Source organism: Hymenobacter volaticus, assembly GCF_022921055.1.
Lineage (GTDB): Bacteria > Bacteroidota > Bacteroidia > Cytophagales > Hymenobacteraceae > Hymenobacter > Hymenobacter volaticus.
The window spans coordinates 3,639,500-3,662,939 of record NZ_CP095061.1; the positions used below are offsets into that span (position 1 = coordinate 3,639,500).

The window sequence follows — 23,440 nt, forward strand, 5'->3', positions numbered from 1 at the left end:
TAGAGAGGCGTAAGCTCTTATTGCATAGGCTCTAAAGGCTGGTATCAGTGCTTGTTCGATAAGCAAACAAACCATTTTTAGGTCGAGAAATTCGAAAACCAGAAGTATATAAGCATAGCATACAGCACTATATCTGCGTAATAACCTCCCGATTTAGCACCACTCATTTTATTATAGCACTTACCTCTCCCTTTATGTTCGAATGGCTACGCACGATTGCCACAATGCTGGACAGCAAAAAGATGGCCGCCATTGCGTTGGAAAACGAGAATATTCGAAAATATGGCGCGTCAGACTTAGATGAATTCGACTTAGATAAACCGGCCCGGCAGCCCACTGCTACCGAGATACGCGGGTTAGCCACAGGCGCCATTCTGTTTTTTGTAGGCGGAAATCCTATCAAGCTTCTACCTCGCATCAAACCAGAGCCACTTGTTGAACGAAAGGCTGCTACGGCCGAATGGTGGGGTATCAGCAACGCGGAAGAGGCACTTGATACGTTAGAGTGGCTCCGCGAGGAAGGACACCGCTCCAAATACCAAAGTCAACTAAAAAGCCAGCCCATGCACTGGCAGTCGCTATTTGCCGCCAATCCTTTTCTTAAGACCCGTGCCGTAACCAACGTGGCCGCTTGGGATTATGCCCGCCAAGTGAACGTAGCACGCTGGTGCTACGACTACGACTATTTGACATGGGAGGAAGCTTGGCAGTACATTGACGATGCCACTCAAGCGGCCTTACACACCTATGATTCGTGGGATAGTTTCGCGGCCGGGTTCGTAGCCGGGCGCATCATGTGGGCACCCGATAATGACTTGCACGACCATATTGCCGAAACAGCCCGCTACCTGATAGAAGCGCGCTACAGCCCGTGGCGTGACATTCCATGGCTGACGTATCCAGTCGTTGGCAATTAACGGATACCCCGATTTAACGTATTGCATACCGCAGACGCCACCCGCTACGGGTGGCGTTTTTTTGTTTTCTGCAAAGGCCCTCAGGACTATTCTAGCCAACTTTTGGTTTGCGCAAAGCACTCCTTAGCGGCAACAAAAAGACGTTTTCCTTAGGCTCTCCCCATTACAACAAGCACTGACAGGAAGACTATACTTGCCTTAATATTAAATAATGTATATATTAAATAAAGTCAGCTATTTATACCCTACTTCAGCACGTCGGTGGTTTCAAAAATTGGCTGATTCTGTCACTCTTGCCTATCCCTTACAACAAACCAACTCCACCCTATGGAAGCACAACTAGAACAAATTCGGGAGCAGCAGAAAGAAACTTGGAACAAGTTTTCGTCGGGCTGGCGCAAATGGGACGACTTTACAATGGAGTGGCTGAGACCCATGGGAACAGAGATTATCAATTCCCTGAAGTTGAAACCTACTGATGTGGTGCTTGATGTTGCGGCCGGCACCGGCGAGCCAGGTCTGACGATTGCCACTATCGTTACGGACGGGAAAGTGATTATCACTGACCTAGCCGAAGGCATGTTGGATGTAGCTCGCGACAATGCCGCGAAGAAGGGTGTCACAAACTGCGAATTCGTTCGGTGCGACGTTTGTGAGTTGCCGTTCGACGACGAAACCTTCGACGCCATTAGTTGCCGTTTTGGTTTCATGTTTTTCCCCGATATGCTACTGGCAGCCAAGGAAATGGCCCGCGTACTCAAGCCAGGAGGCAGAATTGCCGCCGCCGTGTGGGGCGCCCCCAATAAAAATTTCTGGATTATGGCTACCATGAGCGTTATCAACCAGCACATGCAGTTGCCTGCGCCTCCGCAAGGGGCACCCGGCATGTTTCGTTGTGCGGCACCGGGTTTTCTAGCTGATCTATTCGCTCAAGCGGGCTTGAAGAATATCACGAAAAAGGAAGTAAACGGCAAGCTAGATTCTGGGACTACCACTAACTATTGGAGCTTCATGAATGATGTAGCGGCCCCGGTGGTTGCGGCCCTGAGCAAAGCCGACGATAACACAAAAGAGAAAATCAGAAACTCAGTATTCGAAGTATTAACTCAAGCCCAATCTCATGGATCAATTTCTCTTGATTATGGCACGATAATAATTTCCGGTGAAAAGGGGTAATTCTATTTTACAACTTGCATTAAAAATAGCTATGCAGTTATACTATTTAGAATAACATTTTCCATTTCAACAAATAAAGCTATGCCTGAGGGAGATGATTTCTATTGTAGCATGAGGCAATTGTATGCCAACGAAACGGAAGGCACTAACTATACCAAAGAATGGTATAGACACCGTTGGCGTTATGAAACATCTAAAAACTACCCTGATGAAAATACAACCTGCATCATGGCTCCCCACGGTGGTGGTATTGAAAGTGGCACGACGGAACTGGCTCTAGCAACTGCTGGCTTTACCGACGGCTTCAATAATCATCCGGCAGCATCGGAAACCTATGATTACTTTATTTTCAATGGCACGAACCCGACCAATCAAAATGGCAAATTACATGTTACTGCCTCCAATTTCAATGATCCGGCAGCTATAGAGTTAGTACAAAGGAGTGTTATCAGCCTCGCTTTTCATGGCTGTACCGATGAGCAACCCGATGAAAGTACAGGAATTGGCTACAAAGCATGTTTGATTGGTGGACGTGATGAAAATTTTAAAGACGTATTGGAAATACAATTGACAGGCGCCGGCTTTAATGCTTATAAAACCAAGCAGGAAAGTTTGAATGGAGATTTACGAGCCAACATTATCAACAGAAACAAACAAAATGCTGGAGCACAATTTGAATTGACTACTACGTTCCGCAAATCACTTTATGGCGTGAATAATCGCAAGGACAGAAGAACAAGCACCAATGCCGACTTTTGGCTATTTGTTAATACTATACGAGCTTCAATTAAGCAGCATAGAATTTTACTTGCCATTTGATATTCTCACTACTCTTTGATTCATTTAATTTCAAAATATCAAATATTTACATTGCAAGAAGTAAATAAGTAAAAGGCTTAAAGTAGAAAGCATATTATATAAATACTCAATTGCTCTAGCAGTATACCTAATAAAAAAGCGCCACCTGACTAGGTGGCGCTTTTCATTGCTATGTACCGTACTTTCTAGAATATCGAGCCGTATGCCGCGCATCCTTCGCACCAGCCGAAGAAGTTGCGCATACGTTCATCTTTAACTTCTTTTTTGCGCAGCTTGCGGGCCCGACGGGCAGCTTTGGCGGCTAGCTCTGCAGTAGGCGAAACGAAATGATAGCGGAGCGTGATGTAGCGCCGGAATACAAAGGTTCGGAAGCCAACAAACGGGGTGGGGATGGTGTATTGCATGGCAGCGGAAGTTGATGGGTGCAATAATATACGTCTTTAATTCGCTGGAAGTCAAGCTGCGCTGGTTTTCCTGACTTTCAAACGGGAGCTACGTATGCTGACTTAGTTGTATCTGAGTCGACAATCTAGTATCTCAACTCTCTAAACGCCGGGCCTTTTTCGCTGCCATGACCGACGCTGATTTTCACCGAGCTATCCGGCGCATCCGATGGCGGCACTGCCTTCATTATACAGTACAGGCACTGGTCATGGGGGCGCTCATGCTGGCCGGCGGCAACAAAGTGGCTGGGGGAGGTTCGCCGCAGCCTGTGCTGGCTTCGTGGCCGCTGCTGTTGCTGCTGGGGGCGTTGCTGCCGCTGGCCGGGGTGCTACTGTACTTGATTTCTCGCCGACTAACCCCTAATCTGCGGCGGCCCGCCGAGCAGAACTTGCGGGTGTACCAGAGCCGTATGCTGTTGCGCAACAGTTTATTGAGTCTGCTGGGACTGCCGCTGCTGGTTTCCTATGTTTTTACGCGCAGTCTCTTGGAGCTAGCATCCTGCGGCGTGCTGCTGCTAGCGTTATGTTTACTAACGGTACCTTCGGCCAAAACCTACCAGCGCTGGTTGCTCAGTTAGGGCGCCTTCGCCGACATGCCGCCAACTTCGCTGGTTTCTCTTTACTCCTATGGCTTCTTCTCCCGACCTGCTCCCCGATTCTCTGTTGCTTAACGGCCGCGAATTTCGGTATGCTGATATTCAGCAATATCCGGCCACTACCTCCGTCGACCTGAACGGCTACGAAGCCAAGGTGCTCGACTTCTGCCGTCAATGGTTGAACGGGACGCAGGATGTAGCCTTGCATACCAGCGGCTCTACGGGGCAGCCGCAACCCGTCCTGATGAAGCGCCAGCAACTGGAGGCCTCGGCTCGCCGCACCGGCGACTACTTCGACTTAGGCCCTGGCGACCGGATGCTGGTGTGCTTGAACTGCGAGTTCGTGGGCGGCATGATGATGCTGGTGCGCGGCTTCGAGCGGCGCATGCACCTCACTATTGTAGAGCCCCAAGCCGACCCGTTTGCGCTGGTACCGGCCGAGGCAGAGTTCACGTTTGCCTCATTTGTGCCTTTGCAGCTACGGGCGGTACTGGCGGCCGGGCACGCACCACGCCTCAACCAGATGAAAGCCATTTTGGTGGGCGGGGCCGCCGTGGAACATAGCTTAGCCAAAGAAATTCGGCAGCTCACGGTACCTGTGTACCTGACTTACGGCATGACCGAAACAGCCTCACACATTGCCCTGCGCCGCCTCAATGGTCCCGACCTCTCCTCGGCTTACCGCGTGTTGCCCGGCATCCACGTCGCGCAGGACACTCGTGGCTGCCTCACCGTGCGCGCCGATGTAACCGACAATCAGCTCATCACCACCAACGACCACGTGAAGCTGCTAGATCCTCACACATTTGAGTGGCTGGGCCGGGTGGACTTCGTGATAAACAGTGGAGGCGTGAAGGTACAAGCCGAGAAGGTAGAGCAAGTGCTAGAAGTGGCGCTCCTGGAATTGAACCTGCCCATCCGCCGGGCGTTTGTCGCGGGCCGGCCCGATGCACGCCTAGGCGAACAGGTAACGGCATATTTGGAAGGTGAACCGCTGCCTGAGGCGCAGCAGCAACAGCTCCTGAGTTTGCTTCGCAAACGCCTAAGCAAATACGAACGGCCCCGAGAAGTGGTGTACATCGGGGAGTTTCGTACCACGGCTTCCGGCAAGCTCAACCGACGGGCTACGTTGCAAAGCCTGCCCCAAACCACTGAAAACGAGGAATAGATCATCCTCTGGGTATCCTAACACAACAAAGCTCCGGCTCCGTCGTGACGGAGCTGGGGCTTTGTTGTGTTGGCGCACCTGGGTCAGTCTATATCTTCTTACCTGTCGTTGCTTACGCCTTCTGCTTGCAGCGCAATAGGTTTAAGTGAAATACTATACCGATTTATAAATAGAATCTATCAAGGAAAGTACTTGGCTTTTCATATAAGTTTTGCACGATTACAACTTCGCATACTGCTAATACTTAACTTGAAACCAACCCAGCAACTAGCTGCACAGCTTGATTTTTTAGCCTCAAAAAGTTAAACTATATCAATAATACGTTTTAACGCTCAGTGAAAAAATATCTGTTAACCTGCCTTATTTTAACTGCTTTTGTTTTTGGATTTGCGATAGGTCGCGCTAACACCGTGCCGCGAGAACCACGGCCTACTCCTCCGCTGCGGTTGGCACAAACCGGAGGTATAAGATCAGCACAGAACTGCTGATTCCGTAGACCGCTGAAGCTGCTGTTACCAATCGGCGCGACGTAGGCCATGCTGAGTGAACAGGCGTTGACGCCCCCGAAACACTTTGTATAGGTCGCCAAGAGAGAGTTTGACGCGACCATAAAACACTGGACCGTTTAGCTCTCGTTGGGTCAGGTTGTTGACGAAGACGGGTTGCCGCCAGCCTAACCCCGAGCCTAGCGCGAGCCAGCGGTAAATGCGCATTTGAGCCGCCAGGGAGGGCTCGACCAACCAAATAACTCTTTTGGGAGAACGAACCCGGGTATCGTCGGGCAGGGTGTAGTGGGCGTAGGTTTTGCCTACGCCCAATTGAAGCTGAGTGGCAATTTCCCAGCGCGGATTGCCGAGTACAACGTACTCCCCATAGCCGGCCACATAGCGTAGGCGCAGTTCTGCCTTGGTGTTCTCGGGCAGCTCGGTGGGAATGGGTTGGCGCGAGGGAATGCCATTGCTTAGTAAGTACACCCCAATACCAGTCCGCAACCGACCCCGCCATTCAATTCCTAGCTTTAGCCCAGGCACCGACACAAAACGTCGGTTGACAATAGAGTTGCGAATATCCAGTTGAAACACTGGTCGCCGGTGCGGCTGGCGGACCGTTACGCTGTCGTGGAATTGGAGTTGGTACGCGGCCGAATCCGAGGTACTCGCTTGCACAGGTTGAGACAAACTAAGCCCTAGTCCTAAAGCCAGCAGAACTGGCCGCCACTCATATTGAAATAACAGTACCACGGCGCAAAGTTACAACCAGATATGACTGTAGTTGTGTGACGGCTGCTTCCTAGCCTACGCTTCACCGGACCAGAATCTACGGTTCGTACTCCTTGAATGCCGGTTCACCCCGTTTACGAATACCAAGCTCTCAGGTAGCGAGTAGTTTAGGGGTATCAAGTAAGCGCACTTCCCATGGCCATCACCCCTGATTTTCTATTTGCTCTAGCCAACCCAATTGCCATGATTGGCTGGGTGCTGTTGATTGTAGCCCCGCGCTGGTCGCTGACGCGTCGCTTGGTGCTCAGCGGCGCGTTGCCGCTGTTGCTGGCCGTAGCGTACGTCTTGCTGATTGGCAGTCATTACTTGGGAGCCAGCGCCAGTGAGGGCGGCTTCAGTTCCTTGCAGGAGGTAGCGGCCCTTTTCCGTGACCCGTGGGCATTGCTGGCCGGCTGGGTGCACTACCTCTGCTTCGATATGAGTATTGGCATCTGGGAAACCCACGATGCCCACAAACGTGGGATACCGCACCTACTACTGGTGCCGGCTCTTGTGTTCACGTTCCTTTTCGGGCCGCTGGGCCTACTGCTCTACGCCATTATCCGACGCTGGTATCCTGCTCCGGCCTTGGCCAGCTAGCGACTTGGTCTTATTGTCTACCCTACCCTTTCCAACTATGAAAACGCTCGCCTTTTCCGCTGCCCCCGCTGCCGACGGGGTTACTGAGACTGGTTCATCGGTGCTTGCCACCGTGCGCACTTGGCTGGTGGTGTTGCACCGCGTCAATCCGATGTTGTCGTGGGCCGGGTGGCTGCATCTGGTGCTGCTACCGGGCGCCGTATTGGGCTTAGCGCTTGACGAGCGACTGGTAACGAACGTGAATCCGTGGATCAAGCCGCTGAAGTTTCTTTTTTCCGACATCATCTACGTCTGGAGTTTGGGCTGGCTACTGGCCGACTTACCGGCGGTCGCCCAACGGGCAGTGCGCCGCATCAGCTGGGGCGTGGCGGTAGCCATTGGGGTTGAAATCGTTATTATTTGTTTGCAAGCAGCCCGTGGCACCACCTCGCACTACAATGTTGCTTCGCCACTCGACAACATGCTCTTTAGCGTGATGGGTCTATTCATCCTGATTAATACCGTGCTGATTGTGTGGGCCGTGTATTTGGTGTGGCGGCACCGGCCCCACGGCCCGGCTGGCTACGTGTGGGGCGTGCGGCTAGGGCTGCTGCTGTTTCTGGTGGGCAGTGCCGTAGGCGGAGCTATGATCAGACAGTTGGCACACACGGTAGGAGCCACCGATGGCGGCCCCGGCCTGCCTGGCGTCGGCTGGAGCACGCGCGCCGGCGACCTACGCATTGCTCATTTCTTGGGGTTGCACGCGCTGCAGTTAGTGCCGCTGCTGGGCTGGTGGTTGAGCCGGTACGTACCCCGGCGCTCTGTGCTCCTGACGTGGCTTGGCGCTGCGCTCTACACCGGAGCCGTGGTCGCGCTGTATCTGCAAGCTATGCAGGGTGTCCCGCTGATCAGCATCAAATAAACCCGCTTACATCTGTTTGGCATTGCTTGTTGAGAGCTAGCAATGCGTAGACTTCAAGCTATAGCTACTTCTATCGGCAGCGCAGGCACCAGACGGGCATAGCGCCCCCCTGATGCCTGTATCTTGCCCATCACTATGAACGACCGTCGCCTCCTCCTCTTTGGAATTCCTTCTTTGAGTTTAATTATCACGCTGCTTACTGCGTCGGATCACCAAACCTGGACGGTACCGCTGTTTTTCATTGATTGGGGTATTTCCTTCTACTTCACGGCTTTCCTCTGGCTTGGCAACCGAACCCTGTGGAACTGGCTGCTTGGGCGCCTTCCGCACGTTGATCAAACCAAGCGGCGGCTCTGGAGCCTAGCCGCGCTGTCGGTCGTGGGTACGAGCGTGGCGACGGTGCTGCTACGGCTACCACTGCACTGGCTACTCCCCCAATACTTTGGGTTGGATTTCGAGTCTCAGGTATCGGGCACGTTTTTCAACTTGTTTCCCACGTTGGCCGTGCTGACGCTCTACGAAACCGTGTATTTCTTTCGGCAATGGGAGCAGAATGTGCGCCGGGCCGAGCAGCTGCAAAGCGCTGGGGTCCAGAGCCAGCTCGAAGCTTTGCAAAGCCAACTTGATCCGCACTTTCTGTTCAATACCCTCAACACGCTTTCGGCCCTCATCGAGCCGGGCAACAAACCCGCCCAAGAGTTTGTGGAGCAGCTCGCCGATGTGTACCGTTATGTGCTCCTCACCCGCGACAAAGCCACTGTGTCGCTGGCCGAGGAACTAGCATTTATAGACACCTACTTGGCACTGCAAAAGGTGCGCTTCCGCGACAACCTACGCGTGACTACCTCCGTGGCCCCCGCCGCCCTCACGGCCCGCGTGGCGCCGCTGAGCGTGCAGCTGCTAGTTGAAAACGCGCTGAAGCATAACGTGGCGTCGCGACAGTTTCCGCTAGAGCTTCGCTTGTTGGCAGATGGCACGACCAGCTATTTCACAGTGGAAAACACGCTGCGTCCTCGTACGGCTGGCTTGGCCCCAGGCACAGGCATGGGTTTAGCCAACGTGCGTCACCGCTACGAACTACTGCAAGCGCCACAGCCCGTGACAGTTTCCACCGACGATGGCTGGTTTCGGGTGCAACTGCCGCTGCTAACAGAGTAAGCGTAGCGGTTTCTTCTCCTAAAACTCGTCTTATGAAACCCTTATTCGTTTTGCTCGGGACTTTCCTGCTGTCGTTGGGAGCGACCCGCTTGGTTGGCGGCAACCCGAATTATCTGCTAGCTGGCAACGTGGCCATGGCTGTGATGCTGCTGTTCACGGGCGCTGCGCATTTTACCCTCACCAAAGGCATGACGCTAATGCTGCCCGAGTGGCTACCCGGCCGCAAAGCATGGGTGTACTTCACGGGTATTGTGGAATTGGTGGCGGCTGCGGGGCTACTGGTGCCGGCCTCGCGCCTGTTGGTCGGGTGGTCGTTGATTGTGTTTTTCGGGTTGGTGTTGCCCGGCAACATTCACGCGGCTTTGCACCACATCAACTACCAAACGGGTACCACCGATGGCCCCGGTCCGCGCTACCTCTGGTTCCGGATTCCGCTGCAACTGTTGTTCATCGTCTGGACCTGGTATTTTAGCGTGTATCTGCCTGCGGCTCCTACTTTCGCGGGTCTTTCTCACTAGCCTTAGCCGCGTGACTTCTCCTGCCTCCCCTACCGCAATGCCCTTAGTCGTGCTAGGTAGCGCCCGCCAAGCCGGCGACACGCAACACTTGGTGGAGCGGGTGCTAGCCGACATTCCGCACACGCTCGTTAACCTGCTCGATTGGCCTGTAGCGCCCTACAACTACCAAAACGACTATCCGAGCGACGACACTTTTCCGCAGTTGGCAGAGCTCATGATTGGGCACCAGGTCTTGGTGTTTGCAACGCCAGTCTACTGGTACAGCATGAGCGGGGTGATGAAGCAGTTCTTCGACCGGTTTACGAATCTCACTGACATCCACAAACAGCTAGGCCGCCAGCTAGCCGGCAAGCACGCGTTTCTGCTCGCCGTTGGCTCCGACAAAGAGTTGCCGGAGGGTTTTGAGGTGCCGTTTCGGCGGACCGTGGAGTACTTCAAGATGACGTTTAGCGGTACTTTGTACCAGTCGCTCAAGCAGCCTTTTCCCGAGGAAACGGCCCACCAGTTTGCGCAGCAACTCCGCGACTTGCGCTAAACAACACGCCTTCACCTTCCCAACTCGCCGCCCTGCATGACCGTTCTGATTCTCGAAGACGAATACCCCGCTGCTGAGCGCCTACAACGGTTGCTGCTGGAAGCCGCGCCGGAGGCGCAGGTACTCGCCTCACTCGACAGCGTAGCCAGCGCACTAGCCTGGCTAGCTGCCCATCCCGCCCCGGACTTGATCTTGTCTGATATTCAGCTGGCCGATGGCTTGAGCCTGGAGGTGTTCGAGCAAACGCTCGTGCGGAGCCCCGTCATCTTCACTACCGCTTACGATGCCTATGCCATTCGGGCTTTCAAGGCCAACAGCGTCGATTATCTGCTGAAACCGGTGAAGCTGACCGAATTGCAAGTCGCCCTCACCAAGCTGCGGGAGTGGCGGAGCCCCGCGGCTTCGCCGCAAGCCGCAGGCATAGCCGACGATACCGCCCGCCGCCTCGAACGCCTCCTCGACAGCCTCCCCCGCCCCGACCGGCAGTATAAAACCCGCTTCCTAGTTCGGAGCGGTGAGCAGTTGCTGCCCCTAGCCGTTGAGCAGATAGCGTGGTTTCAGAGCCGACACGAAAATACCACCCTCGTTGCCACCGACGGCCGCCGCTTCGTGGTCGACTATACGCTGGAACAACTGGAAAGCCTGCTCGACCCGCGGCAGTTCTTTCGCCTCAACCGCCAGTTTATTGCTCAGCTCGCGGCCGTGCAACGCTTGCACTCCCATTTCAACGGCAAGCTGCTGCTCGATTTGCAGCCCGCGCCCACCGAGGAAGTACTGGTGAGTCGGGAAAAAGCCAATGCAGTTAAGCAGTGGCTGGAAGGCTAGCTACCCGTGCCGTTGACTGCTGCATGGGCCAGAAACCAGGCCAGTCCGCCCCCAGCCACTACGCCAGCCACGATACCAGCCACTAGCTCCGGCAACGTATGACGCCGCAACACCAGCCGCGAGGCCGCTACTACTGCTGCCAGCAGCAAAGCCGACACGCCCCACTTAGAATACAAGTGCAACACCACGCAGGCCAGAAAAAATGACAATGCCGCGTGCAGCGAGATTTTCAGCCAGAAATTGACTGCGTAGCAAGTCAGCAGTAGCAGCCAGGCCGCCAGCAGGCCATACCGGAATAGCCCCGCCTGTTGCCAAAACAGAACGCCAGTGGCCAGCCCCAGCAACAGGAGCAGCACTGGATAAAACGACCGACGCTGCTCCTGTTGCGATATATCGAAGTTGGAGTAGGCGCCGCGATACGTTTGGCGGAAACTCCAGATGCCGATGAGTGCCGCCATGGTGGCTACGCTGCCAAGGCTCCATCTGGCCGTTGGGTCGTCGTCAAGCTTTTGCCAAGCCATGAAACTCACAAACGCAGTGCTTGTAAGCAGTGGGTGCCCCAACCAGGAAATTACCGCCGCCAAACGGCGCACGGGTGCAGAAATCATCATGCAGTTCTTATCTGTCCAGCCAGGCCTTGAAAGCGGCCACTTTTTCGCGGCTTACCAGCACGGTTTCACCCTCGGGGGCGGTGGGCTTGAGGATGGTTTGGAGACGAGAATTGGTGTAGTGAATGATGTCGTGGATGGCGTCGGCGTGGGCTAAGTAGGCGCGGTTGAGTCGAAAGAATTCGGTGGGGTCGAGCATCTGCTCTAGCTGTTCCAACGTGTAATCGACCACGAAGCGGCGGCCCTCCCGGGTGTGCAGCAGCGTGACCTTCTCCAAGCTGGCGAAGTAGGCAATTTGCTCTACCGGAATGGCTTTCAGATGCTCACCGACCCGCACCACGAAGCGCGACTTATACTCTTTGGCGGGTTGCGCTTGTTGCAGCACCCGGGCCAGCAGCGCCGCATCGAAGGTGGGCGTGGCGGCTTCGCGCAGTTGCTGTAGTTTGGTGAGAGCAGCCGTTAGTTCTTCCGGGTCGATGGGCTTGAGCAAGTAGTCTACGCTGTTCACTTTGAAAGCCCGTAGCGCATACTTGTCGTAGGCTGTGGTGAAGACAACGGGAATGCGAATTTCCAACCGCTCGAACAGCTCGAAGCTGAGTCCGTCGGCCAAATGAATGTCCAGGAACAGCACGTCGGGCGCGGGCCGCAGGGTTTGGAGGAGTGCTTCTGCTTCTGCTACCGACTCGGCGGTGCCTACCACTTCCACGCGCAATGCCTGCTTTTTCAACAGTTCAGCTAAACGGCGAGCGGCCAGCGGTTCGTCTTCAACAATCAGAGCGCGCATTTCTTGATTTCTTGTTGCTAGGTAAATAAGTGACTGGTGTGCGCAAGCTAGCCTATGGCTGGCAAGAAACGCAGGCGCATGAAAGCTATTTAAGGCACCGCGCCGGCTGCTGACACCGCCAACCAACTAGGAATATCAGCAATTAAAGAGCAGAAACTTCGAGCAGGGGGAGCGTCACGGTGAATTCGGTTTCGGTTTTCGTTACCGTCACGGGCCGCGAGGTCAGGAAGGCGTAGCGGGCGGAAAGGTTGGGCAAGCCCAGGCCCGTCGATTCCTCGTCGGGGACGCGGCGGTAGCGCAGGGCGTTGCGCACCACGAGTTGGCGGGCAGCCGCATCCAACGTGATATGAATGTAGAGAGGCTGCTTCTGGCTGGTGGCATTGTGTTTGAGGGCGTTTTCGAGGAGCAACTGCACGGCCAGCGGCGGCACGAGTAGTTCTTCTAAGTTGGCAGCGAGCGGCAGGTTGATTTCCACTTGCAGCCCTTCGCCGAGGCGGGTGCGCTGCAAATACACGTACGCCTCCACGAAGCGCATTTCCTCGGCCAGTGTCACCACTTCCTGCTCCTGGCTGTCAAGAACGTAGCGGTAGACTTTGGCCAGCTGGCGGACGAAGCGCGAGGCGCGGGCGGGGTCTTCTTCCTCGATGAGAGACGTCAGGGCGTTCAGCGAGTTGAAGAGAAAGTGCGGGTCTACTTGGCGGCGCAAGGAGTCGAGGCGAGCTACGGCGTTTTCCTTTTCCACCCGCTCGACCCGGATGGCCGCTTCGCGCCAATTCAGGAAGAAAGAACGACTGTGGTTGAACAGCGAAATGATAATGGTAATGCCTAAGGGTATCAATACCTGGCCGTACATCTGCGGCCGCCACAGCAGCGCCAACGACTGGTGCGAAAGCAGTAGATAAGCCGCCTGAATTACTAGAACAACCAGCACCGACCCACCTACTTGCAAAGCCACAGTGACCAGAATCCGGCGTAAAGGCCGCTCGGCCCACGAAATATGGGTATTGAGCCATTCTACTGCCAACCAGTTGACAAACCACAGCCCGGCGCTGTAGGCAAAGGTGATAATAAACGTGAAGGCTAGGCGCTTTCCATCCGTCAGGGCTCCCGGGTTCAACACCACCGTGAGAAAGGCCGAAATAAGCACCAACATCCGGAACGCTTTCCAGGTAGTCGCCCATGAATTTGAGATGGACTGGTAACCAGTGGTAAGCTGCGAAGAGGAGTTGGATTGCGCCACGGACAACGGCCAAGAAGTTTCCATCAAAGTAAATGAAAAGACCCATTGGGGAAGCATCACGTAATGAGCCGCTTTTTCCCAACGGGTCAGCCAGTATTAGTTGGAAGCCGTTTTCGCGGCACTTTCCGCCAACAAATTCTTGACGTTTGCTTCGCCCCAATTTGGGCTCAGTACCGTGGCCGGCCGGAACGTAGCGAACAGCGCCATTGCCTTTTCGTAGTGCGGCTTGGCAGCCGCCATTCCGCCCCCAAACATTTTGGGCCGGAAGTTGAAGTCGTTGCCCCGCACCAAGTACACGCGCGGATTTTGCGGATTCGCTTTTTCGGCCTGTCCAAGGCTTTCCCCTACCATCGCCGTGTACTTCATAGCCCGCGCCATCGGCGACACCATAATGCGGCCCTGGTAGAGGTAGGCCTGCATTACGCCTAGCTCCGACGCATCGGCCGCCGGCAAAGCCCGCGCCTGGTCTAGCGCCGTTTGGGCCTGATCGAAGTATTTGTCTTGCTGCTCGCTGTCTTTAGTAAGGAAACCCAACCGCACGTAGCCATACGCCTGATAATAGCGCGGCAACCAGTCGTTGGCCGCTACGGCCGCCGCCCGCTCGAACTTGCTGATGGCTTGTTGGGTAGCCGTGGGGTTGCTGGAACTCAGCATTTCCTTGATGGTGGCGGCCATCATTTGCGAGTATACATCGGTGGTAGCAGTAGCCGTTGTGGGCGTGTCGATAGCAGGCGTCTGCGCTACGGCGGCGAAAGAAGCAGCGCAGAGGACGAAGGCAAGGAAAGGCTTTTTCATGATGCGGAAGCAGTTGAAGTGGTGTATGGCGTTTGACTGTTGTAAAGGTGCACGCCCCCGCTCCCCAAGGAAATTCACGGTTACTGAAGCGTCGGATCATCAGGATGAAGCGTAGCGCGGAGGCACCTATACAATTTGTCAATTCGCTAAGATGGCCTCAATGCTAGCGCCATGAGGGAATTTCAGCTTTGGTGCTAGAGATTTAGACATCTAGTTCCTTGCAGATGAGGAGCTAGGGGTAGCTGACTTGCCGTTGCCAAACTACTCGTCATGCTGAGCGGAGCCGAAGCATCTCGCTCGACTCGTTTGGTTAGCACCACAACCTCAGCATGCGAGATGCTTCGGCTCCGCTCAGCATGACGCTCGGGGTAAACAACCCCTCCTGACCCCTCCTCATCTGAGAGAAACTAGTCTGCTAAACCGTAGATATTAAGTGGAGCAACCTTACTCGGGCCGTTCGTTCACGTCGCCGGGGTTTTTCTTGTTTATCGACACGAATACCCCCACGAACAGCATACGCGGAGCCGTGGGCGTCACGGCGACGCGGTTGAACTGGCCGCTAGCATCGGGGGTGCTGGCGTAGCGGTAGCCGTACACGTTTTGGCGGCCAAGCACGTTGGAGGTGGAGATGTGGACGATAGTGAATTGACCGAACAAACGGGTGAGGTAGCTAGCGTTCAGGCTTACATCCTGATAAGTAGGCAGCACGCCTTGGTTGTACCCTTCCTGGTTGAGGTCGTGGTAGCGGCGCGGGCTGCCGTAGGAGGCAGTAACCCCAAAGAGCGTGTTGAGCTTAGGCACCCAATACTTGCCCACGACCGATACGTTGTGCCGGGCAGCAAACGTGGGTACGGCGCTTACGGGGTCGGCGCGGTATTGGCGGCGGGTGTCAAGGAAGCCGTAGCTCACCCAATACTCCAGGTTCTTCACTGTTTTCCGGTCGCGCCAAAGCACGTCGAGGCCGCGAGCGTAGCCAGTGCCGCCGTTATCGTAGGTGGCGGCATTGCGCATGTCTTGGCCATCGTAGCGGGTAAGGTGGCTGTAGGTTTTGTGGTAGGCTTCGGCTTGCAGCAGCTTGCCGTCGTGGTTGTATTGGTAGGTGAGCACCGAGTGCGTGGCTTGCTCGAAGCGTAGGTTGGGCTGCACCAGCAGCAAACTGTTGTCGGGGGTTTGGTAGAAGCGGCCGTAAGCACCCGAAACCGAGCTATGCTCGCTCGTCTGATAAGCCAAGGCTAGTCGGGGAGCCGCGTTGACTCGGTCAAGTAGCGCCGAGTATTCCACGCGGCCGCCAACCCGGCCGGCCAGCCGGTCGCTTAGTTGAAAATCCGATTCCACGAAGCTAGCCGCGCGCTTTTCCGTGAAGCTGGTTTCGTAGCGAGTATCGGCGTCAGTGGCGCGGGGCTGGTACTGCTGCGTAACTTGTTGCCCGAGGCCTTCTACTCCAAGCTTGAGGTTCCAGCGGGAGCCCGCCGAATCGTTGGTGAGCACCACCCGGCCTACCAGGGCTTGCTCTAAGGTGCGTAGCCGCAATGTGTCGGGTTGCACGTCTTTATCGTCGCGCGACAGTGCTATGCCGGTTTGGATGCTCCAGCCGCGGCGCAAGGGGCTACGGAAGGTGGTGTTGAGGTAGCCGTTGCCGTTTCGTAGCGCCACGGTTTGTTGGCCGGCTGGCTCGGGGCTAGGCTGGCGGATAGCGAGGCATTGGGCGCTCCAGGTACCGTAAACTTTCAGCATACCTGCCTGCCCGGTGCGGTGACTTAGCTTGACGGAACCGCTGCCTGAGCGGGGCGCCTGCACCCACTCCACATTTTGCGGCATCAGCCCGGTGTAGGGCATCAGGTTGGTGTAATCAGCCGATACATCCAACGAAGTTTGCTCCCACCGCTTGGTCCGCGAAGCCCCCACAAACAAGTTGGATACCGATACCCCCGTTTGCGTTTCTTGTGACAAATCCGTCGAATTCAGCAGCAGCACGCCCGACAAGGCCTGTCCATATAGCGCCGAGTAGCCGCCCGTGCTGAACACCGTGCCCCGAAACAGTGTGGGCGAGAATCGTCCTCGTGCGGGCACCGCGGGCACCGACCCGGCGTAGAAGTTCTGCACGGGCAGGCCGTCCATATACACTTTGGTTTCGTTGGCAGCCCCGCCGCGCACGAACAGCATGCCGTCCTCCCCTACTCGGGTGGTGCCCGGCAGGGTGTTGAGCGCACCCGACACGTCGGCTAGCGCACCAGCAGTGGTTTGAATGTCGCGGGTGTTGAGGGCGGCGGAACGCTTCTCGTCACTGGCCTCGAAAGCTCCGGCTGTCACCACCACCGAGCCCAAGGCATGCGGAGTGCCTTCCAGCTTCAAGCTCAGCTTCAGTGGCTGCCCGTTCAAAGTCAGCGGCAACTCCTGCGGCTGATACCCCAACAAGCTCAACACCAGCGTAGCCGCCCCGGCCTGCTGCGTCTCGAACTGAAACGTGCCTAAGGTATCGGTGCTGGTACCGTCGAAAGTGCCGCGCAAAAACACATTGACGCCCGGCAGTGCTTGGCCCGCCGCGTCGCGGACGATGCCGCTGAGATTGGTGGCAGATTGAGCGTACAGCCCTGCGGTGGGGGCTAATAGCAGGAACAGTGAGAGTAGTAGACGTTTCATGGCAGTAGCAGCGAAGTGACACTCAAATGTGAGCTACTGCTTAAGCCAATGAAATTTGCGGTTACCGAAGTGCCAGATTATGGAGATGAAGTGTAGGAAAACCTACTTATCAACTCATCCCGCTCCGGATGCAGTGATTCAGCAGTTTACATTAATTCCTCAGCTACTAAGTACTGATATTGGTAAGCGCCTGGAATAGTAATGTCAATAAGCTCCTCCCTATCTTGTGTCGGCTTATCTACCCACCACTGCTATGCACATTGCTTCCCTCAACGTTGGTTTGCCTCAAGAATATGTTTGGAATGGCAAGACCGTACGAACCAGCATTTTCAAGCAACCTACCTCGGAGCTAGTGCAGGTGTATACAGAGCACTTGGCGAATGATGGGCAGGCCGACCTCCACGTGCACGGCGGTCCTGACAAAGCCGTGTATGCGTATCCGCAAGAGCATTATGCGTTCTGGCAAGAGTACTTGCCCGCCGAAAAACTAGTGCCCGGAGCTTTCGGCGAGAACCTGACCACTGTTGGCCTACTGGAAAAGGATGTGCGGATAGGCGACTTATACCAGATGGGCACGGCCGTGCTGATGGCTTTTCAGCCGCGCCAACCCTGCTTTAAGTTGGGTATTCGGCTGCAGGATGACAGCATGGTGCAGCGCTTCGAGAAGTCGCGGCGCAGTGGCATCTATTTCCGGGTGCAGCAGGAAGGCGTGGTGCAAGCCGGCGACGTCATCACACTAGTGCAGCGTTCCACCTACAACGTTACCATTCAGGACATAGTTGACAACGGTAGCGTAGAAACCCCCGATCCGCACAAGATTCAGGAAATCTTGGACATGCCGTATCTGACGGTGTCTTGGCGCAAGCGCTTCACGCTGATGCTAGAAGGAAGCCGTTGATTTTTGTTGGATGACGTAAGTACTTCGGAAAGCTTGTTGCCCGCTTTAGCGCGTGCAGCAGCTTGGTTCGAGTTACTTGGCATCTACTTCAATCCACTTTATGAGCACTTTCTTTCGCCGCATTTTTCAGGTTATTGATGGCAACAAGAAGTTCGTCGGCGACGGCTTCGATGTAACTAGCCCGATGCCAGGGCCGCGTATCCGGCAGCTTAGCCCCTACCTGCTTATCGACCACACCGGCCCGATGCAAGTAGCGCCCACCGATGCGCCGTTGGGTACGCCGCCGCACCCGCACCGCGGCTTCGAAACCGTAACGGTGGTGTACGAGGGCGCCCTGGCCCACCGCGACACCGCGGGCCACAGCGGCACCCTCGGCCCGGGCGACGTTCAGTGGATGACGGCCGGCGCGGGCCTCCTGCACGAAGAGCGCCACGAAAAAGAGTTTGCCCGGCAAGGCGGCACACTGGAACTGCTGCAACTGTGGGTGAACGTGCCCAAAAAGGACAAGCTGGCCCCGCCCCGCTACCAGAATATTCGGAGCACCAGCATTCCTAGCCTGTCCCTGCCTGGTGGCAACAGTAGCATCCGCGTTATCGCCGGCGACTACGAGAATCTTACCGGCCCCGCCGAAACTTTCTCGCTCATCACGCTGCTGGACGTGCATCTGGCTCCCGGCGTGGAAACTACCCTGCGCCTGCCAGCCGACTACAACGTGGGCATTTATGTAGTGAAGGGTGCCATTACGCTGCACGGCAACCGGCCCGCTGTCATCAAACAACTGGTGGTGTTTGGTTGGGACTCGACCGACATTCAAGTCAGGGCCACCGAGGAAACAGTTTTACTGGTTTTGGCCGGAGCACCCATCGAGGAACCACTGGCAACGTACGGCCCCTTCGTGATGAACACCAACCAGGAATTGGTACAAGCCATTGCCGATTTTGAAAGTGGCGGCATGGGCAAGTTTCCGGAAGATGAGTAGCTGGCAGGTGCTTGCTGAGCTAAATTGACAGTGGTTGCGGGTGGGACCGAGAATGTATATCTAGCATCGTCGCTCCTTTCGGTGGAACGGCAGTTTGATTCTCAAGGCCCTCCGGTTCCATCCGCGTTTCAGCTGCCGTGCTGCAGCATGGTTCCACTTCATCCATACGCCCCGTGTCCAGCCCGTATGCTCCTCTGCTTGCCCACATTGCCCGGTACGTAGCGCTAACTCCCACCGAAGCTGACCTGCTCCAAACGTACCTGACGCGGCAAACCATTGCCCGCAAAGAGCATCTGCTCAGCGAAGGCCAAGTATGTACGGCTAACTACTTTGTACTGCGAGGCTGCCTCCGTACTTACCTCGTCAACGAAAAAGGCAGCGAGCAAACCATCTTGTTTGGCATCGAAAACTGGTGGCTAACCGATTATGCCAGTCTCGATATGCAGACGCCGTCTCAGTTCTTTATTCAGGCGGTAGAAACTACCGAGGTGGTGCTTTTCGAAAAGCGGGTGCAAGAGGAAGTGCTACGTCAGTTGCCGCAGCTAGAGCGGTATTTCCGCATCCTGCTGCAGAAGTCGGCGGCGGCAGCGCTGTTTCGGATCAAATTTCTCTTCAGCTTGTCGGGGAGGCGCGCTACTATCATTTCAACAGCGCTTTTCCGGGGTTTGTGCAGCGGGTGCCGCAGTATATGTTGGCTTCTTATCTAGGCTTTACGCCGGAATTTCTCAGCAAAATCAGGGCAAAGGTGGGCCACGAGTAAAACCGTCATTTCTTGAACTAGATTAAGTGGATTCCGTTGGCCACCTCGGACATTTGAGGCATACTTCAACCCACTAAAGTTCATGAAGATGCGTCTCAACATCCAGCAAACCGAACCCGAAGCCTACAAAGCCATGTATGCGTTAGAGAAGTACCTAAGCTCTTCTAAACTCAGCGGCACGCACAAAGAATTGATTAAGATGCGGGCCTCCCAAGTAAATGGCTGCGCCTACTGCCTCAATATGCACTCCCGTGACGCGCGCAAAGCCGGCGAAACCGAGCAACGCCTGTATCTGCTATCTGCCTGGCGCGAAACTACCTTGTTCACCCCCGAAGAGCAAGCCTTGCTGGCTCTCACCGAGGAAGTAACGCTCATCGGTCAGCACGTGTCCAATGCCACCTATCAGCAGGCCGCTGCCTTGTTTGATGAGCACTATTTGGCGCAGGCCATCATGGCCATCGTCACAATTAACGCCTGGAACCGCATTGCCATTACAACGGAAATGCCCTTGGAAGCCTAAAAACGGAGCAGTTGACTTGCTTGCCCCTTGCGGACTTTCCTCGAACCTTCTCTCACTGAAAAGCAAACTGCCTGCACACAACGGCGCCCATACCGCAATGGTATGGGCGCCGTTGTGTGCAGGCAATTTAGTTAACTATCGGGCTCTTAGAAGTCTATTGCCCGATTTCGTTTCAGCTAATGAGTCTGACTAACAGATACCTTAGTCGGCGTTGCCGGTAGCACCATCGTCGGTGAATTCGCCCTCGTTATTGGGGTTGTGCACGGTGGACTCGGCCACTTCTTGGTTCAGGGCCACGTCTACGGGAGCTTCAGCGTTGGGAGCTGTTGGGCTGCCCGAGGCTTTGGCACCACCTTTACCAGTCAGGAACGACCAGTCTACCTTGCCTTTGGTTAGGTAATAAGCACCAGCGGTTACGGCCGCTACGCCCACCCCTACCAAAGCATTTTTCTGCTTTTTGGTTAGGTTCAGGTTTTTCAGGTTAGGCAGGTTGCCGAGGCCATTTGCTTTTTTGGACTTGTTTTTTTTCTTAGCCATGAGGTAGAGCTGAGAGCTTGATTAAGAATGAAGGCTTGGTAGAGAAGGCCTGTTACGAAGGTGTGACAGGTGGTCGTCGGTAAGCAGTAGAATGCGCAACAACCCTTCCCGACCGCGCTGTAGGTGAATTTATACGGCAGCAGCGGCAGTTGTGATGCCGATTTTCTGAATCAATGCACTGTTTCTGGCTCACTGGCTCCTAAAAGCGTCGCCCTCTGCGACTTCCCAAAAATGGGCTTGAGTTTTAGGAAGCTGGCAATGGTTTGGCAGCTGGTCCTACAAACTTGCCCAAAGGCCGGCTCGACTATAACTTAATTAGCTGCCGAAGAGTAAGGAAAGCCGCCTTTCAAGAAAGCTTTCTATCCGAACCTCTTACGAATTCATGCAGCTACGACTTGTTGTTTTATCTATCCTGTGGGGTATGCTGATGAGCCCGGCAATAGCGCAAACCGTTACGGGTCCGCAGGGCGAAAAATTCACGGAGCGGATAGTGGCCCGCCAACTCAGCGACCCGTGGGAAATAACGTACGGCCCCGACAACTTCCTGTGGATGACCGAGGCCAAAGGATACCGCGTCAGCCGCGTTGACCCGGCCACGGGCAGCCGCAATGTGTTGCTGGACCTGAGCAAGGAGCGCCACTTTCCGCGCTACGACAAGATTCCGGACTCAGTAGATGGCGGCAAACCCTGGCCGCAAGGCGGCCTGATGGGGTTGGCACTGCACCCGCAATTGCTGCAAGGCCAGCCCTACGTGTACCTCACTTACATCCATTCGTTTGAGGGCGCCAACCAGCCCGGCAAGGGCAGCCGCCCCAACCACGGCGGCAACTTCTTCACGGCCCGTTTGGTGCGTTACGAGTATGATGTCGCCAGCCAAACCTTGCGGCGCCCTCTCGTGCTCTGCGACACCATCCCGGCCAGTAACGACCACAACGCCGGCCGCCTGCTGATAGCTCCGGTTGCCGGCCGCAACTACTTATTCTATTCGGTAGGCGACCTAGGCGCCGGTCAGTTCGAAAACGGTGGCCGCCCCAACCACGCCCAAAGCATCAGTTCCTACGAAGGGAAAGTACTGCGTTTCAACCTCGCGCCCGATGCCGACGCCACTCCGCAGACCCGCTGGATTCCGAACGACAATCCGTTCAGCACCAAACGGCAAAGCGCCGTATGGAGCACTGGCCACCGCAACGCCCAAGGGCTGGCGTATGCCGTAGTAGGCGGCACGGGTCGGCTGTACGCATCGGAGCACGGGCCGTTTTCGGATGACGAACTCAACCTCGTCGAGAAAGGAAAGAACTACGGGCATCCGTTGGTGTTGGGCTTTGCCGATGGCAACTACAACGGGTTGGCCGCAGCAGCTTCCGAACACACTGATTTGCCCGGTCCCTGGCACACCACCTACCCCACCATCGGCAGCGAGCAAGCTAACGCCAACGCTCTTGGCGCCACGTACCGCGACCCGCTAGCCACGCTCTACCCACTCAACCACGACTTTCTGACTACGGTACTCACTCGCACCCGCGCCCACGACCCCGACGAACCCACTTGGAATTCGGAAGCGCCTAGCAGTTTGGCGGTATACACGGCTACGGCCATTCCGGGCTGGCAAAACTCTCTTCTGATTCCGACCCTGAAACGCGGCAAGCTGGTGCGTCTCAAGCTAAACGACAACGGCACCGCCGTGGCTAGCGACACGATGATGTACTTCAAAGCTCCCGTCCGTTACCGCGACCTAGCCGTTTCGCTCGACGGCACCAAACTTTACCTCGCCACCGACAGTGCCACCATCACGTCTGGTCCCTCGCAGGATGCACCTAAGGGCACGGTGTGCAAGGGCTGCATTCTGGAATACACGTATGTAGGCGGCGGCTTGGCTACTAACCCATCGGTGGCTGACCGAAAAACGCCGAGCCCGGAAATGGCCTTGCGGGAAGCCACAACTATGGTGCAGAAACTGAAGCCAAAGGACCGCCGCGTGAAGCGCGCTGGTTTGCCGCCAGCTCAGCGCCCGATGTTTGATTTGCTGCTCAAGCCCGTCCTGACCGCTCAGGAAAAAACCGAGGCGCAGCAAAATGCACCTGCCTTGCTGACCGGGCTCCGGCAGCAGATGTAAGCACCACAAGCTATTGTGCCGTAGTGCGGTACATGACGTCGGTTCGGAGTACGTATTTCACCCCTTGTGTTACTTCGCTGCCCTCGTGGTAGAGGCTATGCAAAAAGAGTAGCGCCATGCCCTGTTTCGGCTGCACTCGCAGACCTTGGAAAGTGGTGTCGCCACCTTGAAAGTTGTCGTTCAAGTAGATCATGAAAGTGAAATAGCTTGACTCCAACTCATTGCGGATATAGCTCTCGTCATAGTGGCCTTTAAATTGGTGCCCACGCTGGTAGCGGTAGAACCGGAACAGCTCGTTGAGGCCAATGGCGTTGCTGTTGCCTATTTGGGCCGGCACAAACGGCTGGACTTTATCCCACAGCTGTTCTGCTAGTTCCTCACTTTTATGGAAGGCCCGGTTGTTATTTCTGATGCCTGTTATAACTCTGGCGCCGCCCGACGTATTGACTTTCGCCAGCTCGTATCCGATGCCTTCACTAAGCGCCATATACTCCAGACATTCTTTCTTGGAAAGAAAATCTTCGACTGTGAATATCGTATCGGTTAGTCTAGTGTACTTCACTTGCTATTGTCCTGTCGTTTGAAACTGTAAGCTGTTCAGCTCGGTGCTTTTGATAACAACTGTTCAGCTAAGGTAGCTCGTTGCTACGG

25 protein-coding genes are annotated in these 23,440 nt (G+C 55.4%); 16 read left to right on the forward strand and 9 right to left on the reverse strand.

Annotation, left to right across the window (positions count from 1 at the left end):
* The first annotated feature begins 194 nt into the window (after positions 1 to 194).
* The 3 genes from MUN86_RS15765 to MUN86_RS15775 all read left to right on the forward strand — a co-directional run bounded on the left by MUN86_RS15765 (position 195) and on the right by MUN86_RS15775 (position 2,912).
* Positions 195 to 917: a DUF1266 domain-containing protein gene (locus MUN86_RS15765; protein ID WP_245119023.1), complete on the forward strand. Its 723-nt coding sequence runs from the start codon at positions 195 to 197 to the stop codon at positions 915 to 917.
* Between the two features lie 327 nt (positions 918 to 1,244).
* Positions 1,245 to 2,093, forward strand: a complete 849-nt coding sequence (locus MUN86_RS15770; protein ID WP_245119024.1) for a class I SAM-dependent methyltransferase — start codon at positions 1,245 to 1,247, stop codon at positions 2,091 to 2,093.
* A gap of 81 nt (positions 2,094 to 2,174) precedes the next feature.
* Complete coding sequence (locus MUN86_RS15775; protein ID WP_245119025.1) at positions 2,175 to 2,912, forward strand: poly-gamma-glutamate hydrolase family protein; 738 nt, start codon at positions 2,175 to 2,177, stop codon at positions 2,910 to 2,912.
* A gap of 185 nt (positions 2,913 to 3,097) precedes the next feature.
* Here MUN86_RS15775 and MUN86_RS15780 read toward each other — a convergent pair whose 3' ends face one another.
* Positions 3,098 to 3,316, reverse strand: coding sequence for a hypothetical protein (locus MUN86_RS15780; protein WP_245119026.1), 219 nt, complete (start codon positions 3,314 to 3,316; stop codon positions 3,098 to 3,100).
* A 167-nt stretch (positions 3,317 to 3,483) separates the two neighbouring features.
* On the opposite strand from MUN86_RS15780, the gene MUN86_RS15785 reads away from it, so the two are divergent.
* Both MUN86_RS15785 and MUN86_RS15790 read left to right on the forward strand, forming a co-directional pair.
* Positions 3,484 to 3,933 carry a hypothetical protein gene (locus tag MUN86_RS15785; RefSeq protein ID WP_245119027.1) on the forward strand — a complete coding sequence of 150 codons (450 nt, stop codon included), beginning with the start codon at positions 3,484 to 3,486 and terminating at the stop codon, positions 3,931 to 3,933.
* Positions 3,934 to 3,982: 49 nt separating this feature from the next.
* Positions 3,983 to 5,119 carry an AMP-binding protein gene (locus MUN86_RS15790; protein ID WP_245119028.1) on the forward strand — a complete coding sequence of 379 codons (1,137 nt, stop codon included), beginning with the start codon at positions 3,983 to 3,985 and terminating at the stop codon, positions 5,117 to 5,119.
* 512 nt (positions 5,120 to 5,631) lie between these two features.
* Here MUN86_RS15790 and MUN86_RS15795 read toward each other — a convergent pair.
* Positions 5,632 to 6,360: a hypothetical protein gene (locus MUN86_RS15795; RefSeq protein WP_245119029.1), complete on the reverse strand. Its 729-nt coding sequence runs from the start codon at positions 6,358 to 6,360 to the stop codon at positions 5,632 to 5,634.
* A gap of 174 nt (positions 6,361 to 6,534) precedes the next feature.
* On the opposite strand from MUN86_RS15795, the gene MUN86_RS15800 reads away from it, so the two are divergent.
* The 6 genes from MUN86_RS15800 to MUN86_RS15825 all read left to right on the forward strand — a co-directional run bounded on the left by MUN86_RS15800 (position 6,535) and on the right by MUN86_RS15825 (position 10,915).
* A complete protein-coding gene (locus tag MUN86_RS15800; protein WP_245119030.1) occupies positions 6,535 to 6,978 on the forward strand; it encodes an ABA4-like family protein in 444 nt (147 codons plus the stop codon).
* 37 nt (positions 6,979 to 7,015) lie between these two features.
* Entirely contained in the window at positions 7,016 to 7,879 is an 864-nt protein-coding gene (locus tag MUN86_RS15805; RefSeq protein ID WP_245119031.1) for a hypothetical protein, read from the forward strand.
* A gap of 135 nt (positions 7,880 to 8,014) precedes the next feature.
* Positions 8,015 to 9,037 (forward strand): sensor histidine kinase, encoded by a 1,023-nt coding sequence (locus MUN86_RS15810; protein ID WP_245119032.1) that lies wholly within the window; start codon positions 8,015 to 8,017, stop codon positions 9,035 to 9,037.
* A gap of 32 nt (positions 9,038 to 9,069) precedes the next feature.
* The gene (locus MUN86_RS15815; protein ID WP_245119033.1) at positions 9,070 to 9,555 is read left to right on the forward strand and encodes a DoxX family protein; all 486 of its coding nucleotides are present in this window, start codon (positions 9,070 to 9,072) and stop codon (positions 9,553 to 9,555) included.
* A gap of 37 nt (positions 9,556 to 9,592) precedes the next feature.
* A complete protein-coding gene (locus MUN86_RS15820) occupies positions 9,593 to 10,090 on the forward strand; it encodes a flavodoxin family protein (RefSeq protein WP_245119034.1) in 498 nt (165 codons plus the stop codon).
* 36 nt (positions 10,091 to 10,126) lie between these two features.
* Positions 10,127 to 10,915, forward strand: coding sequence for a LytR/AlgR family response regulator transcription factor (locus MUN86_RS15825; RefSeq protein ID WP_245119035.1), 789 nt, complete (start codon positions 10,127 to 10,129; stop codon positions 10,913 to 10,915).
* On the opposite strand, the gene MUN86_RS15830 is transcribed toward MUN86_RS15825, so the two are convergent.
* The 5 genes from MUN86_RS15830 to MUN86_RS15850 form a co-directional block, all read right to left on the reverse strand.
* The gene (locus MUN86_RS15830; RefSeq protein WP_245119036.1) at positions 10,912 to 11,526 is read right to left on the reverse strand and encodes a hypothetical protein; all 615 of its coding nucleotides are present in this window, start codon (positions 11,524 to 11,526) and stop codon (positions 10,912 to 10,914) included. The genes MUN86_RS15825 and MUN86_RS15830 overlap by 4 nt on opposite strands.
* 7 nt (positions 11,527 to 11,533) lie before the next feature.
* Entirely contained in the window at positions 11,534 to 12,307 is a 774-nt protein-coding gene (locus MUN86_RS15835) for a LytR/AlgR family response regulator transcription factor (protein ID WP_245119037.1), read from the reverse strand.
* A 142-nt stretch (positions 12,308 to 12,449) separates the two neighbouring features.
* Positions 12,450 to 13,571 carry a sensor histidine kinase gene (locus MUN86_RS15840; protein WP_245119038.1) on the reverse strand — a complete coding sequence of 374 codons (1,122 nt, stop codon included), beginning with the start codon at positions 13,569 to 13,571 and terminating at the stop codon, positions 12,450 to 12,452.
* Between the two features lie 72 nt (positions 13,572 to 13,643).
* A complete protein-coding gene (locus MUN86_RS15845) occupies positions 13,644 to 14,342 on the reverse strand; it encodes a hypothetical protein (protein ID WP_245119039.1) in 699 nt (232 codons plus the stop codon).
* A 444-nt stretch (positions 14,343 to 14,786) separates the two neighbouring features.
* The gene (locus MUN86_RS15850) at positions 14,787 to 16,982 is read right to left on the reverse strand and encodes a TonB-dependent receptor (RefSeq protein ID WP_245119040.1); all 2,196 of its coding nucleotides are present in this window, start codon (positions 16,980 to 16,982) and stop codon (positions 14,787 to 14,789) included.
* A 253-nt stretch (positions 16,983 to 17,235) separates the two neighbouring features.
* Here MUN86_RS15850 and MUN86_RS15855 point away from each other — a divergent pair, with 253 nt between their 5' ends.
* The 4 genes from MUN86_RS15855 (at position 17,236) to MUN86_RS15870 (ending at position 20,139) form a co-directional block, all read left to right on the forward strand.
* Positions 17,236 to 17,880: an MOSC domain-containing protein gene (locus MUN86_RS15855; RefSeq protein WP_245119041.1), complete on the forward strand. Its 645-nt coding sequence runs from the start codon at positions 17,236 to 17,238 to the stop codon at positions 17,878 to 17,880.
* Positions 17,881 to 17,980: 100 nt separating this feature from the next.
* Positions 17,981 to 18,859 carry a pirin family protein gene (locus tag MUN86_RS15860; protein WP_245119042.1) on the forward strand — a complete coding sequence of 293 codons (879 nt, stop codon included), beginning with the start codon at positions 17,981 to 17,983 and terminating at the stop codon, positions 18,857 to 18,859.
* A 173-nt stretch (positions 18,860 to 19,032) separates the two neighbouring features.
* Complete coding sequence (locus MUN86_RS15865; RefSeq protein ID WP_245119043.1) at positions 19,033 to 19,566, forward strand: Crp/Fnr family transcriptional regulator; 534 nt, start codon at positions 19,033 to 19,035, stop codon at positions 19,564 to 19,566.
* 135 nt (positions 19,567 to 19,701) lie between these two features.
* The gene (locus MUN86_RS15870; protein WP_245119044.1) at positions 19,702 to 20,139 is read left to right on the forward strand and encodes a carboxymuconolactone decarboxylase family protein; all 438 of its coding nucleotides are present in this window, start codon (positions 19,702 to 19,704) and stop codon (positions 20,137 to 20,139) included.
* Between the two features lie 201 nt (positions 20,140 to 20,340).
* Here the strand turns inward: MUN86_RS15870 and MUN86_RS15875 are convergent, their stop codons facing one another.
* Entirely contained in the window at positions 20,341 to 20,676 is a 336-nt protein-coding gene (locus tag MUN86_RS15875; protein ID WP_245119045.1) for a hypothetical protein, read from the reverse strand.
* A gap of 382 nt (positions 20,677 to 21,058) precedes the next feature.
* Here MUN86_RS15875 and MUN86_RS15880 point away from each other — a divergent pair, with 382 nt between their 5' ends.
* A complete protein-coding gene (locus MUN86_RS15880; protein WP_245119046.1) occupies positions 21,059 to 22,789 on the forward strand; it encodes a PQQ-dependent sugar dehydrogenase in 1,731 nt (576 codons plus the stop codon).
* Between the two features lie 10 nt (positions 22,790 to 22,799).
* Here MUN86_RS15880 and MUN86_RS15885 read toward each other — a convergent pair whose 3' ends face one another.
* A complete protein-coding gene (locus MUN86_RS15885) occupies positions 22,800 to 23,276 on the reverse strand; it encodes a 2OG-Fe(II) oxygenase (RefSeq protein ID WP_245119047.1) in 477 nt (158 codons plus the stop codon).
* Positions 23,277 to 23,440: the final 164 nt, after the last annotated feature.